11 protein-coding genes are annotated in these 13,784 nt (G+C 68.4%); 6 read left to right on the top strand and 5 right to left on the bottom strand.

Translation table 11 applies throughout. From position 1 onward, the window contains the following. Positions 1 to 298: 298 nt before the first annotated feature. Positions 299 to 1,498 (top strand): efflux RND transporter periplasmic adaptor subunit, encoded by a 1,200-nt coding sequence (locus AC5JCN_RS11165; protein WP_495755133.1) that lies wholly within the window; start codon positions 299 to 301, stop codon positions 1,496 to 1,498. Between the two features lie 53 nt (positions 1,499 to 1,551). Next, entirely contained in the window at positions 1,552 to 4,758 is a 3,207-nt protein-coding gene (locus tag AC5JCN_RS11160; protein WP_495755132.1) for an efflux RND transporter permease subunit, read from the top strand. Positions 4,759 to 4,794: 36 nt separating this feature from the next. On the opposite strand, the gene AC5JCN_RS11155 is transcribed toward AC5JCN_RS11160, so the two are convergent. Further along, complete coding sequence (locus AC5JCN_RS11155) at positions 4,795 to 5,502, bottom strand: helix-turn-helix domain-containing protein (protein WP_495755131.1); 708 nt, start codon at positions 5,500 to 5,502, stop codon at positions 4,795 to 4,797. Positions 5,503 to 5,854: 352 nt separating this feature from the next. On the opposite strand from AC5JCN_RS11155, the gene mog reads away from it, so the two are divergent. Both mog and AC5JCN_RS11145 read left to right on the top strand, forming a co-directional pair. Next, on the top strand, positions 5,855 to 6,412 hold the full coding sequence (mog, locus tag AC5JCN_RS11150) for a molybdopterin adenylyltransferase (protein ID WP_495755130.1): 558 nt from the start codon (positions 5,855 to 5,857) through the stop codon (positions 6,410 to 6,412). A 253-nt stretch (positions 6,413 to 6,665) separates the two neighbouring features. Next, positions 6,666 to 8,159: a DEAD/DEAH box helicase gene (locus AC5JCN_RS11145; RefSeq protein ID WP_495755129.1), complete on the top strand. Its 1,494-nt coding sequence runs from the start codon at positions 6,666 to 6,668 to the stop codon at positions 8,157 to 8,159. Positions 8,160 to 8,375: 216 nt separating this feature from the next. Here the strand turns inward: AC5JCN_RS11145 and AC5JCN_RS11140 are convergent, their stop codons facing one another. Next, the gene (locus AC5JCN_RS11140; RefSeq protein WP_495755128.1) at positions 8,376 to 8,612 is read right to left on the bottom strand and encodes an Lrp/AsnC ligand binding domain-containing protein; all 237 of its coding nucleotides are present in this window, start codon (positions 8,610 to 8,612) and stop codon (positions 8,376 to 8,378) included. An 80-nt stretch (positions 8,613 to 8,692) separates the two neighbouring features. Next, on the bottom strand, positions 8,693 to 9,526 hold the full coding sequence (locus tag AC5JCN_RS11135; protein WP_495755127.1) for an alpha/beta hydrolase: 834 nt from the start codon (positions 9,524 to 9,526) through the stop codon (positions 8,693 to 8,695). Between the two features lie 149 nt (positions 9,527 to 9,675). Here AC5JCN_RS11135 and AC5JCN_RS11130 point away from each other — a divergent pair, with 149 nt between their 5' ends. Further along, positions 9,676 to 10,680: an asparaginase gene (locus AC5JCN_RS11130; RefSeq protein WP_495755126.1), complete on the top strand. Its 1,005-nt coding sequence runs from the start codon at positions 9,676 to 9,678 to the stop codon at positions 10,678 to 10,680. Here AC5JCN_RS11130 and AC5JCN_RS11125 read toward each other — a convergent pair. Next, positions 10,655 to 11,356: a pyroglutamyl-peptidase I gene (locus AC5JCN_RS11125; protein ID WP_495755125.1), complete on the bottom strand. Its 702-nt coding sequence runs from the start codon at positions 11,354 to 11,356 to the stop codon at positions 10,655 to 10,657. The genes AC5JCN_RS11130 and AC5JCN_RS11125 overlap by 26 nt on opposite strands. Next, complete coding sequence (gene meaB, locus AC5JCN_RS11120; protein WP_495755124.1) at positions 11,353 to 12,351, bottom strand: methylmalonyl Co-A mutase-associated GTPase MeaB; 999 nt, start codon at positions 12,349 to 12,351, stop codon at positions 11,353 to 11,355. The genes AC5JCN_RS11125 and meaB overlap by 4 nt, the downstream gene beginning before the upstream one ends. Positions 12,352 to 12,508: 157 nt before the next feature. Here meaB and AC5JCN_RS11115 point away from each other — a divergent pair, with 157 nt between their 5' ends. After that, a complete protein-coding gene (locus AC5JCN_RS11115; protein WP_495755123.1) occupies positions 12,509 to 13,708 on the top strand; it encodes an alpha/beta hydrolase in 1,200 nt (399 codons plus the stop codon). Positions 13,709 to 13,784: the final 76 nt, after the last annotated feature.

Below are 13,784 nucleotides of genomic sequence, written 5' to 3'. Positions count from 1 at the left end.
CGTGTCCAGGGCGCGGATGCGCCGGGATCCGGCCTGCACCGTCATTGGTGCCGGGAGGATCGCGGGAACGGACGTCCCGCTCCCTTTCAGATCGGTGCGAGGCTTTAGCAGATCAAGGGGAAGCTGCGCCAACAGATTCTCCAGCGAACTCTCGGCAGCGTGAACGCCGTATGCGTTCATTGGCGCGGTGAACACTTGGCGGCAGTGTGGCAATGATGCGATTGTGATCGCCCGGCGTGCCGTTGGTCCGCCGCCCGGCGGATATCGTCCGCCATCCCGCGCTCCTCCAGAGGTGTCGATGCGCTTCTCGCCGAAGCTCGTTCCTTCCGTGCTTCTCGCGGCCGCCCTGGCCGCCTGCAACCCGCTGGAGCAGGCCAAGGCGCCGCCGCCGGCTCCTCCCGCGCCACCTCCGCCGGCCGTCACAGTCGCCAAACCGGAGACGCGCAACATCGTCGACCGCGACGAATACATCGGGCGCTTCTCGGCCATCGAGATGGTGGACGTGCGAGCCCGGGTCTCCGGTTATCTCGATGCGATCAACTTCAGGGACGGGCAGGTGGTGGAGAAGGGCGACCTGCTCTTCGTCATCGACAAGCGGCCCTACCAGGCAGCGCTGGACCAAGCCAAGGCCGACCTCGACCGCACCAGGGCCCGCGTCGAGTCCGCCGACAGCGACCTGCAGCGGTCCGAGCGGCTGGTGAAGGACAAGAACATCTCCGAGCAGGTCTATGACCAGCGCGTCGCCGCCAAGAAGGACGCCGATGCGCAGCTCGAATCCGCCGACGCCGCGCTGCGCCGCGCCCAGCTGGAACTGGACTTTACCGAACTCCACTCGCCGGTCCGCGGCCGCATCGGCGACAGGCGGGTGGCCGTCGGCAATCTCGTGACCGGGGGAGCGGGCGGCAACACCACGCTGCTGGGGACGATCGTCTCGACCGATCCCATCTATTTCGAGTTCAACGTCGACGAGGCGTCCTACCTGCGGTTCTCGCGCCGCCAGCAGAAGGCAGGAGCCGACGGGCTGGGGCTGCAGATCGACCTCAAGCTCCTCGACGAGGACGGCTTCGCCCACAAGGGCCGGCTCGACTTCGTCGACAACGTCGTCGACCAGTCCTCCGGCACCATCCGCATGCGCGCCGCCTTCGAGAACGGCAACGACCTCTTCAGGCCCGGCATGTTCGGCCGGGTCAGGCTCGCGACCTCGGATCCCTACGACGCGGTCCTGGTGCCCGAGAGCGCCGTGCTCTCCGACCAGTCGAAGAAGCTGGTGCTGACGCTCGGGCCAGAGAACGTGGTCGTGCCGAGGCCGGTCGTTCTCGGGCCCGCCATCGATGGCATGCGGGTCGTGAAGAGCGGCCTGACGGCGGATGACCAGCTGATCGTGAACGGCCTGATGAAGGCCCGCCCCGGAGCCAAGGTCACCCCGCAGCCGCCGGCGCCGCCCGCAGCTGCCCAGGGCGGACCCGCCGCTTCGACCGCGCCCGCGCCGCGGTCCTGAGTTCGTCTCGGACGGTCCGCCGCCCGGTCCCGCACCTGCAGTCCGAGCAGCCGATGCGCTTCGCCCATTTCTTCGTCGACCGGCCCATCTTCGCGAGCGTGATCTCGATCGCGATCATGATCGTCGGCGCCGTGGCCTATGTCCGGCTCCCTGTCTCGCAATACCCGGAGATCGCCCCTCCGACGATCTCCGTCAGCGCGACATACCCGGGTGCCAGCGCCGAGACGGTGGCGGCAACCGTCGCCTCGCCCATCGAGCAGGAGATCAACGGCGCGGACGGCGCCATCTACATCTCGTCCAATTCGACCGAGGACGGTCGCGCCAACATCTCCGTCACCTTCGCCCAGGGCACCAACCTCGACCAGGCGCAGATCGACGTGCAGAACCGCGTCGCGGTGGCGACCCCGCGCCTGCCGGAGGAGGTGAGGCGCATCGGCGTCACGGTTCGCAAGAACTCTCCCGACCTGATGATGGTCATCAACCTGCTGTCGCCCGACCGGACGCGCGACCAGCTCTGGCTGTCCAACTACGCCAACATCGAGATCCGCGACCGGCTGCTGCGCGTCGACGGGGTGGGCTCGATCATCGTCTTCGGCGCGCGCGACTACTCGATGCGCGTCTGGCTCGATCCCGACCGGCTCGCCGCGCGCAACATGACCGGTAACGACGTCGTCGCCGCCCTGCAGCGGCAAAACGTGCAGGTGTCGTCGGGGGTCATCAACCAGCAGCCGATCGAGACGACGGGCGCCTTCCAGGTCGCCATCCGCACGCAGGGCCGCCTCGCCCAGCCCGACGAGTTCGCCGGCATCGTCGTCAAGACCGACAGGGACGGGCGCACGACGCTGCTGAAGGACGTGGCCCGCGTCGAACTCGCCGCGCAGGACTATGCCACCCGCTCCTATCTCGGCCGCGTCGAGGCCGTGGCGATGGGCGTGTTCCAGAAGCCGGGCTCGAATGCTCTCAAGACCGAGGCAGCCGTTCAGGCGGCGATGAAGCAGATCGCCTCCGGCTTTCCGCCGGGCGTCCAGTTCGACATCGTCTACAACCCCACCCGCGTGATCCAGCAGTCGGTCGACGCGGTGGTGCACACGATCTTCGAGGCCGTGGGCCTCGTCGTCCTCGTCATCCTTCTGTTCCTGCAGACATGGCGCGCGGCGATCATCCCCATCGTCGCCATCCCCGTCTCGCTCGTCGGCACCTTCGCGGTGATGGACGCGGCCGGGTTCTCGCTCAACAACCTGTCGCTGTTCGGCCTCGTGCTGGCCATCGGCATCGTGGTCGACGACGCCATCGTCGTTGTGGAGAACGTCGAGCGAAACCTCGCGGCGGGAATGACCCCCATGGAGGCCACGCACCGCACGATGGACGAAGTGGGCTCGGCACTCGTCGCCATCGCGCTCGTGCTTTGCGCGGTGTTCATCCCGGTCGCCTTCATCACCGGGATCACCGGGCAGTTCTTCCGCCAGTTCGCGCTGACGATCGCGGCTGCCACCGTGATCTCGGCCCTGAACTCGCTCACCCTGTCCCCGGCGCTGTGTGCCCTTCTCCTTCGCGCGCACGACAAGAAGAAGCGCAATGTCGTGTCCGCCGTGCTCGGCTGGCCGGTCCGCGCCTTCTTCAAGGCATTCAACTGGACCTTCGACGGCGTGGCGGCGGGGTATGGCTGGTTGACCGGGCGCCTCGTGCGCATCGGGATCGTGGTGCTGCTCGTCTATGCCGGCCTGGGCTGGCTCACGATCGACCAGTTCTCGAAGGCACCCCGCGGCTTCATCCCGCAGCAGGAGCGCGGCTTCTACATCGTCGCCATCCAGTTGCCGCCGGGCTCCACCATCGAGCGCACCAGCGCCGTGACGAGCAAGGCGATGGACATCGTCCTCGACACGCCGGGATTCCGGAATGGCGTGGCGGTGGTCGGCTTCTCCGGCGCGACATTCACGAACTCCCCGAACTCGGCCGCGATCTTCGCCGCCACGGATGACATCGCCAGCCTGGGCGAGCGCGGCTTCACGCAGCAGAAGCTGGTCGCCAGCCTGTTCCAGCGGCTCGCGCCCATCCAGGAGGCGTTCATCATCCCCATCGCCCCGCCGCCCGTGCAGGGCATCGGCAATGCCGGCGGCGTGCGCATGATGGTGGAGGACCGGGCCGGCCTGGGCCCGGCGGCCCTCGCCGACGCGCTTCAGCAGATCTCGGCGCGTGCCGGGCAGACGCCCGGCATCGAGCGGCCCTTCTTCACCTTCGAGACGCGGACCCCGCAGCTCTGGCTCGATATCGACCGCACCAAGGCGCAGATGCTCGGCGTCAACATGACCGAGGCCTTCCGCGCGCTCGAGGTCAACATCGGTTCGGCTTACGTCAACGATTTCAACTTTCTCGGGAAAACGTTTCGCGTGACCGCGCAGGCCGACGGCATCTTCCGCAACGACCCCGCGGACGTTCTTCGCCTGCGGGTTCGCAACGACAAGGGTGACAGCGTTCCCTTCGGCTCCTTCGCGAGCATCCGGGAGACGGCCGGTCCAGCGCGCGTGCCGCGCTACAACCTCTACCCGGCCGCCGAACTCGACGCGAACACGGCGCAGGGCTACTCGTCCGGCCAGACCATCGCGGCGCTGGAGGCCATCGCCCATGATGTGCTGCCGCCGGGCATGGCCTTCGAATGGACGGGCCTCGCCTACCAGCAGATCGCCGCGGGCGACACGGGGATCTACGTCTTCGCCCTGGCCGTCGTTTTCGTGTTCCTGGTTCTGGCGGCGCAGTACGAAAGCCTGACGCTGCCGCTGGCCGTCATCCTGATCGTTCCCATGTGCCTGCTGGCTGGCGTCACCGGCGTGCTGATGCGAGGGCTCGACGTCAACATCCTCACCCAGGTGGGATTCGTCGTGCTGATCGGCCTCGCCGCAAAGAACGCCATCCTGATCGTGGAATTTGCTAAGCAGCTGGAGGATGGCGGGCTGGACAGGCGTGCGGCGGCCGTTCAGGCCGCGCGGCTTCGGCTGCGTCCGATCGTGATGACGTCGCTCGCCTTCATCCTCGGCGTGTTGCCTCTGGTCTACGCCAAGGGTGCAGGCTTCGAGATGCGGCAGGCGATCGGCACGGTCGTCTTCGCCGGCATGATCGGTGTCACCGTGTTCGGCCTGCTGTTCACGCCGACATTCTATGTGATCTGCCGGTGGCTGGGCAGCCTGGGGCGCCGCGGCCGGAGAGCGACAGAGGGGGAACCCAGTCCTGCGCCAGCCGCCGCTGCACCTGCGCCGGCGGAGTGAGACCGTGACCGGGCGGGCCAGGAACGGGTGACTGGATCAGACGGTCTCGACCTCGAACCCGTCGATCAGCGGATCGGGACGCGCGAGGCGGACGAGGGCATCCTCGTCCTTGAGCCGGATGAGCCGGCCCTGCACCTCGACGCCATGCTGGGTCAGAGTGGCGAAGTTGCGCGACAGGTTCTCCGGGGTCATGCCCAGCCGCGAGGCCAGCGTCCGCTTGTCGAACGGGATCTCGAACTCGCCGGGATGCCCGTGCATCGCGTTCTCGCGCAGGATCCAGTTTGCCAGCCGCTCGACGCTCGTCCGCAGCTTCTGGCTCTTCAACTCGCGCACGACGGTCCGGTAGGCGGCGGCGATCTCCGAGGCGATGGCCTGCGAGAAGCCGATGTCCTGCCCCATGGACTGGTGAACGATGTCGGTGGGAATCATGAGGATTCGGGACGATTCGATCGTCCGGCCGGACGACAGGCTCGGTTGCCGCCTGACCACGCCGGCGAGCACGAACGCCGACATCGGCCTGAGAATGCTGACGGTGGTCTCGCGATCGTCGTGGCGGGCGAACATCTCCACGGAGCCTTCGAGCAGCACGTGGAGGAAATCCGGCGGATGACCGCGCTCGAACAGCGTCACGTGGGGCGGAAACCGCTGCAGGAAGGCCGGCTGGATCAGCGCCTCGAAACGCGATTCCTCCATCGTGCGGAACAGGGGGATGGTCCTGATGACCTCAGCGTCAGCGCTTCTCACCTGAGTCTCGTTATTTTGAGTTCCATGATGTTGCCGAACGCAATCCAATCAAGCCCGGAAGTCAACCCTGAATCGATGATTTGACGCGCTGTCTGACCTGCTACAACAGAAATAAGCCCGAATCCGTCGGATCTGAAACTGTTGAATACGCAGCCGCGTTGGCTGGAGGCGCGTGAAAACCCTGCCCAACGAGCGCGAGGTGTTGGGGAATCAATTGATGATTGTTCGGGTATTAAGCGCGACCGGCTAAAACTCATCGTCTCCCGGGGGCCATTCGGATGCGACATGGGAAAACGCGGAACCTTGAAAAGAGTTCCTGTTCCGCTGACATTTTTTCGCCCGGGAGACCAACATGATAGAAACAGCCCAGCCAGTATGCGCCGCAGTGCCCGTGGGCGTCCTGACGGTGTCCGATCGGGCAAGCCGGGGCGAGTACGAGGACAAGGGGGGTCCCGGCATTATCGCCGCCCTCACCGACATCATCGCCACCCCCTGGCAGCCGGTGAGCCGCATCGTTCCCGATGAGCAGCCCTTGATCGAAGCCGCGCTGCGCGAGTTGGCCGGTGCGGGCGGATGCAGCCTCATCCTGACGACCGGGGGAACGGGGCCGGCGCCTCGCGACGTGACGCCCGAGGCGACGGCCGCGGTATGCGAGCGCATCCTGCCAGGATTCGGAGAGCTGATGCGCACGGTGAGCCTGCGCGAGGTGCCGACCGCCATCCTGTCCCGCCAGATGGCGGGCACGCTGGGCTGCAGCCTCATCGTCAACCTGCCGGGAAAACCGAGCGCAATCCGCACTTGCCTGGACGCAGTGTTCCCCGCGATTCCCTACTGCATCGACCTGATCGGCGGGGATCGGTTCGAGACGCGTCCGGAAGTCTGCGTCGCGTTCCGTCCGAAGGCCGGGTGACAGGGACTTTGTCGGGCGATTTGACATTTGGGGCTCGCGGGCCCATATCCACTGCGCCCGCATCGGCGAAAAGGCATGCGTGAGCGGAGGGTTCCCTCCGACCTGCCGAACCGGCCACAACGGCCCGGGCCCTTCCACAGACATCCCTGATCACGCGGGGCGTCCCTTCCGATCCGGCTCTTCGCGGGCCGGCGGCGGACCCTGCGCCTGTCATCCGGGCCGCATGTCCAGCCGTTTCACGAAAGTCATCCGTTTGACCACGTTCAAGGATCTCGGCCTTGCCGAGCCGCTTCTGAAGGCGCTCGCCGCCGAGTCGTATGTCACGCCCACGCCGATCCAGGCGCAGGCGATACCCCACGTCCTCGCCGGCCGTGACCTGCAGGGCATCGCCCAGACGGGAACCGGCAAGACCGCCGCCTTTTCCCTTCCGATGCTGCAGCGGCTCGGCAATGGCCGTCCCAACCCGCGCAGCTGCCGCGCGCTGATCCTCAGCCCGACGCGGGAGCTGGCCAGCCAGATCCAGGAGAGCATCCGCGTCTATGGGCGCAACATGCCGCTGACCAGCGCCGTCGTCTTCGGCGGCGTCTCCATCGGCAAGCAGATCCGCGACCTGTCGCGGGGCGTCGATATCCTCGTCGCCACGCCGGGCCGGTTGCTCGACCTCATCGACCAGCGCGCGGTGACGCTCGCCGACGTCAGCATCCTCGTCCTCGACGAGGCCGACCAGATGCTCGACATGGGCTTTATCCACGCCATCCGCCGCCTCGCCGGGCTCGTCCCGAAGAAGCGGCAGACGCTGTTCTTCTCGGCCACCATGCCGAAGGAGATCGCCGAGCTTGCGGCCCGCTTCCTCACCGATCCCGTGCATGTCGCGGTGGCGCCCGTCGCCACAACGGCGGAGCGGGTTCGCCAGGAGGTCATGTTCGTCGACACCGGGCGCAAGCAGGCACTCCTGCACACGCTGCTGGCCGACGAGTCGATCGACCGCGCGCTCGTCTTCACCCGCACGAAGCACGGTGCAGACAAAGTGGTGCGCCGGCTCGCTTTGGCGAACGTGCCCTCCGCTGCGATCCACGGCAACAAGTCGCAGCCGCAGCGCGAGCGTGCGCTGGCCGAGTTCAAGGCCGGCAAGATCCGCCTGCTGGTCGCGACCGACATCGCAGCCCGCGGCATCGACATCGACGCGGTGAGCCACGTCATCAACTTCGACCTGCCGAACGTGCCCGAGAGCTATGTCCACCGCATCGGCCGCACCGCGCGCGCCGGGGCTGAGGGCGTCGCCATCTCCTTCTGCGACCGCGAGGAGCGCGACTTCCTGCGCGACATCGAGCGCGTCATCCGCCAGAAGGTGCCGGTGCGCGAGACGCCCGCCGAACTGGCCGACGCTCCGATGCCTGCCGCAGAACCGCGCCAGCCGCAAGGCCGTCCGGCTCACGGGCAGGGCAGGCCGGGCGGTCATCACCGCGCCGGCGGCCGCCCGCAGCAGGGACGCGAGGGCAGGGGAGCCGGCGGTCCCGTGGCCGCACAGGGCGAGCGCCAGGGTCGCCCGCAGGGCCAGCCCGGCGAGCCGCGCCGCGACAAGCGCGACGGCGCCAGGCCGTTCGCCAAGCCGGATGGCCAGCAGCGCGACCGCGCCGCCTCGAGCGCTGCGCCGGATCGCTGGCGGTCCGGCTCGTCCGAGCCGACCCGCCCCGCGGGCAACGACGGCCCGCGCCGTCAGGGCCGTCACGGCCGCTTTGGTCGGTAAGGGCCGCTCGCTGACGTGCATGAGAGCCTGTCATCCCCGGCGGCCCGAAGGGCCGTGGAGGGGGGATCCAGGCCTCTCTGCCCGGCGCCGGATTGTGGACAGGGTAGAGCCTTCGGGCCCTGGATCGCCTTCCCCTTCGCCGCTGCGCGGCTCCGGCCGGGGATGACAACGAACAGAATCGACGGCGGGCCTCGGCCCGCCGTTTTCACGTCGGGCTCAGAACGCCTTGAACGTGATGATGGTGTGGGTGTCCACGATCTCCGGGATCGTCTGCACCTTCTCGCCGACGAAGTGACCGATGTCGACGTTGTCATCGACGTGGAACTTGGCCAGAATGTCGAAATTCCCGGCGGTCGAATAAATCTCCGAGGCGATTTCCGCGTCGGCCAGGCGGCTCGCCACGTCGTAGGTCTTGCCCAGCCTGCACTTGATCTCGACGAAGAAGGTCTGCATCGCACCGTTCCGGTCAACAGGGGGGAGCAGGGGCCGCCCCCGCTCCGCGGCCGCGAGAATAGGGCTGTGCCGCCCGCCCGTCACCCCGCCAGGGCCGCGGCGCGGGCGAGATCCACGACACGCATGGTCATTGGGCTCTGCGGGTCGGCCAGGGGTGCGACGACCGTGAAGTGGTTGGCGCCGGGCACGGCCTCGTACCGCGTCACCGCCCCGCCGAGTGCCCAGGCATCGGCGATGATGCGGCTCTGACGCAGGAACTCGGAACTCTCCTGCCCGCCCACCACGGCGTCGAGCGTCAGGCCGACCGGCGCCGGCCAGCCGACGGGCGACAGCGCGTGCGCCTGCGCGGGATCGAGCTTGAAGTCGGCGTTCATGCTGGTCTCGAGCATTGGCGTCAGGTCGAACAGCCCGGAGATCGCGTAGGCGCCCGTCACCATGTTCGGCGGGAGGTCCGGCGCCAGCGCCGGCCAGTCGGTGCCCAGCACGGCCGCGGCGAGATGCCCCCCGGCGGAATGACCGGCAACCGCAAGCTTCCGCCCGTAGCGACGGTAGAGCATGGCCGCCGCTTGCCGCACCTGATCGACGATGACCCCGATCCGGACCTGGGGGCACAAATCATAGCTCGGGACCGCCACTGTCAGCCCGTGCGCGGCGGGACCGGCGGCGAGGTGGGAGAAATCCTTGCGGTCCCGGCTGCGCCAGTAGCCGCCATGGATGAACATCAGCACCGGCCCTTCGCCGTCGCCGAAGATGTCCATCTGCTCGCGTTCGCCCCGGCCATAGGGCACGTCCAGCGTCCGTCCGGCATAGGCGCGGAAGCGGTCCGCATCGACGCTCCAGCGCGCGGTCACCGCTTCCCAGTCGGGCACGCGTGCACGGTTGTCATACTCGGCTTCGTAGTCGATCCCGGCCATAAGGTCCTCCGTCGGGTCGAGAGTGGTCCGCCAGCGCGGGAGCGACAAGCGCGGGAATGGCGGGGCTTCCGCGCCTGCCCTGCAGCGGCGGGCTTCCAACCGGCCGATCCCTCTGCCATGGTCCGCGCCTTTCGGTCCTGGGGATGACGATGGACGATCCAGTTCTGGTCGAGGTCACGCGCGGCGAGCGGGTGGAATCAGCGCATCGCGGCGCTTTCGCAGTCCTCGATGCCGACGGCGCCGTGATCGCCTCCGCCGGCGATATCGATCGGCCCGTTTTTCCACGATCCGCCGTGAAGGCGTTCCAGGCCCTGCCGCTGGTCGAAGGCGGCGCCGCAGGCCGGCTGGGCTTCACCCCGGCCGAGATCGCTCTCACCTGCGCCTCGCATACCGGCGAGCCGCGGCATGTCGAGACCGCGACCGCCATGCTCGCGCGCGTCGGGCGTGATCCAGCCTGCCTCGAATGCGGCGCGCATTGGCCGGGGCGCGAGGAGACGGCCCGGGAGCTCTTCGCGAGTGGCGGCAAGCCCGGACCGGCGCACAACAATTGCTCGGGCAAGCATGCGGGCTTCGTGTGCCTGTCCTGCGACGCCGGGGTCGACCCGGCCGGGTACATTCAGCCGGACCATTTCGTGCAACGACGGATCGCAGAGACCTTGCGCGAGGTGACGGGTGCAACGGTGACCGATGCGCTGCGCGGGGTCGACGGGTGTTCCATCCCCACCTGGGCCATTCCCCTCCGCGCTCTTGCTCTCGGCTTCGCGCGGTTCGGCACGGGTCAGGGCTTCGGACCGGGCCGAGCCGAGGCCGCCAGGAGAATTAGGGAGGCGGTTGCTGCCGAGCCCTTCATGGTGGCCGGCACCGGCAAGTTCGATACCGTCGTCATGGAGGCGCTGGGGACCCGCGCCTTCGTCAAGACGGGCGCGGAAGGCGTGTATTGCGCAGCCTTGCCGGATTGCGGTCTCGGCATCGCCCTCAAGGTCGATGACGGCACCACCCGGGCGTCGGAATCGGCGATGGCCCGTCTGATCCAGGTGCATCTCGCGCCGGAGGGCGAGGCCGGCGACATTGTTGCCTCGCGAGCGCGCCGCACCCTTCGAAACTGGAACGGCATCGAGGTGGGGCAGGTCAGGACCGCAGGTCCGCTGGCCTGACCCGCGCGGCCCGGGCCTGCGCGGCCAGCCGGGTCGCCAGAACGAGCAACGCCACGGTGAGCCTGTCCATTCGCGGCCGTGTTCGCGTACCCCTCGCCCGCACTGACGGACGCCGGCCGGCAGCTGGCGCGGGGCGGGGAATGTGCACGAAGAGCACGAGCCGGCCTTTCCGGCCCCGCGCCGCCTCCAGCGACAAGCCATAGACGGCGTTGCAGAGATAGGCGCCGGCATCGCGGGACGCAGCCGCAGCAATGCCCGTCCGGCGGAAAGACGCCACCACTGGCGCCACGGACAGGATTGTTCGCCAGACGGTGGGGCCGGACGGCACGATCACCCGTTGCGGAGGCCGCTCCCCCGACGCGTCGGGAGAAAGCGGGCGGGCGCGGTTCTCCGCCCTGACCTCGATGCGGACCTGCCGGGCGCGCGGGGCGAGGCCGAGGTGGAGGCACACGTCGGGATCGCTGCGGTCGAGCGCCCGGCGCAGCGCCATGCCGATGCCGGCATAGGTCGTCGCAAACACTTCCGCCGACGTGCAAATCCCGGCGAGCTGCAACCGCCGCGAAGCTGCGACCCTCCTCGCCAGCACCCCTGTGGGATTGGCTGGGACACCCGGGTAGGGACCGAATCCGGTGACCAGGAGGCGTATTGCCCTGTCGGGGTCGGCCCGCCTCGTCACGGCGCTTCCTCCCAGCCTGCCAGCCTCAGGATCTCGGCCGCCGCGAGCGTCGGCGCCAGCCGCCCGGCCGCGACGTCGGCCTCCACCGCGGGAAGCCTCGCACGAACGGCGCCCGCGGTTCGCACGCGGCGTGTCGCCGCCTCTTCCACCATCGACCACATCCACCGCACCTGCTGCGCGCTGCGCCGCGCGGCGAGTTCGCCGGTCGCCGTCATGCGTGTGCGGTGGTCTTCCACCCTGGCCCAGAGATCCTCCATGCCCTCGCCCGCGAGCCCCGACACGGTCACGACGGGGGGCGACCAGGTCGGCGAGGCCGGGCGCAGGATGTGAAGGGCGGCCCGGTACTCGCCTGCGGCGGCCCGGGCCCGGACGGCGCCTTCACCCTCGGCCTTGTTGACGGCGACCATGTCGGCGAGCTCGAGGACGCCCTTCTTGATGCCCTGAAGCTCGTCGCCTGCGCCCGGCAGCATCAGCACAAGGAAGAAATCGGTCATGTCCGCGACGGCGGTCTCCGACTGGCCGATGCCGACCGTCTCGACGATCACGACGTCGAAGCCCGCTGCCTCACACAGCAGCATGGTCTCCCGTGTCCGGGCAGCAACGCCCCCGAGCGTCCCGGAGGAAGGGGACGGGCGGATGAAGGCTGCCGGATTGACGGAGAGCCTCGCCATCCGCGTCTTGTCGCCCAGGATCGAGCCGCCCGTCCGCGTCGAGGACGGGTCGACGGCCAGCACCGCGACCCGCCTGCCGCGGCCCGTGAGCAAGGTGCCGAGGGCATCGATCAGCGTCGACTTTCCCACGCCGGGGACGCCTGTGATCCCCACGCGCGCCGCGCCTCCCGTGCGCGGCAGAACAGCCTGCAGCAGCGCAGACGCGGCATGCCTGTGATCCGCTCTCCGGCTCTCGACGAGGGTGATTGCCCGGGCCAGCGCTGTCCTGTCACCCGCGGCGACGCGGCTTGCGAGGTGCGGCACGTCCGGTGCGACAGCGGTCATGCAGGAGGGATATCCGGCCTTGGCCGCGTTGCAAACGCCCGATCGCCGTGGCCGCGGGAGCACGCGCAGCAGCGATCTCGAGTCGGTCTGCGTTGTCGCGTTGATTGTTTCTTGCCAGCCGGTTAACACGCTCAAGTTTCCAGCTGGAGCGGCGCCGATGCCCGGCCTGTCTTGCGTTCGCCTGCTCGTCGTCGCTGTCCTCGCGGTTGCGACCGTGTCCTGTTCCAGCGGGCCGCCCAAGGGGGTCCTGAACCCCGTTGCCGTGCCGCCGGGCACGGACCTCGAATCCATCTACGTCGCCACGACACGTGCGAAGCCTGCCAACGATCCGGTGGAGATGTTCGACGGCAACCGGTCCAAGGTGGTCCAGTACGCCCATCTCATCGTGTCGATCCCGCCGAACCACAAGCCCGGCGAGATCGAGTGGCCGAGGAGCGTGCCCGGCGACCCCACGGCGAACTTTGTGACCGCGCAGCGCGAATACCTGCTGCCCGACGCGTTCGTGGCCGATGTCCGCAAGGCGATCGCCTCACGCCCCCCCAAGGACCGCGACATCCTCGTCTTCATCCACGGCTACAACACCCGCTTCGAGGAAGCCGTCTACCGCCTCGCTCAGATCGTTCACGATTCCGGCTTCAAGGGCGTGCCGGTGCTGTTCACCTGGCCCTCGCGCGGCGCTCTGCTCGCCTATCCCTATGATCGCGAAAGCGCGGTGTTCTCGCGCGACTACCTCGAAAGCACGCTCCGCGAGCTGGCGCGCAAGTCCGGCGCATCCAGGATCGACGTTCTGGCCCATTCCATGGGCAATTTCCTCTTCATGGAGACCCTGCGGCAGGCCGTCATCCGCGGCGATGGCCGCTTCGGCGGGAAACTCGGCCAGGTCATGCTGGCCGCGCCCGACATCGACATCGACGTGTTCAAGCGGCAGATGTCCGTCATTGCCCCGCTCCACATCCCGATCACCGTCTTCGTCTCCAGGGACGACAAGGCCCTGAACATCTCCAAGATGGTCTGGCAGAGCGACGCACGCGCCGGCTCGCTGGTCGTCACCGATCCGGAGACGCTGGAAAAGATGAAGGAGGCGAACATCACCTCCATCGACCTGTCCGACGTGAAGTCCGATGACAGCCTCAACCACGGAAAATTCGCCTCCTCGCCCGACGTCGTGAAGCTGATCGGCAACCGGCTGGCCCAGGACGGCGGCATCAAGGGCCGCGATCCCACGCTGGGCGACAACATCGTCGGCATCGGCGGAGCGCTCGGCCGAACCGTGGGCGGCGTCGCCGCGCTCCCGGTCAAGGTGCTCGAGGGCACGGCGCAAGGCGTGGCGGAGGGAGCCGACGCCCCTGCCCAGTGAGGCTGGGGTCGCAATCTCGACACGTTCGGCTGTCACCTCCCGCCCCGGCCCTTTGCGGCGGCGGTTCATCTTTTCT

It is taken from the genome of Alsobacter sp., assembly GCF_059501845.1.
Note: the sequence above shows the minus strand (reverse complement) of the source record. Positions and strands in the feature narration are given on the sequence as shown.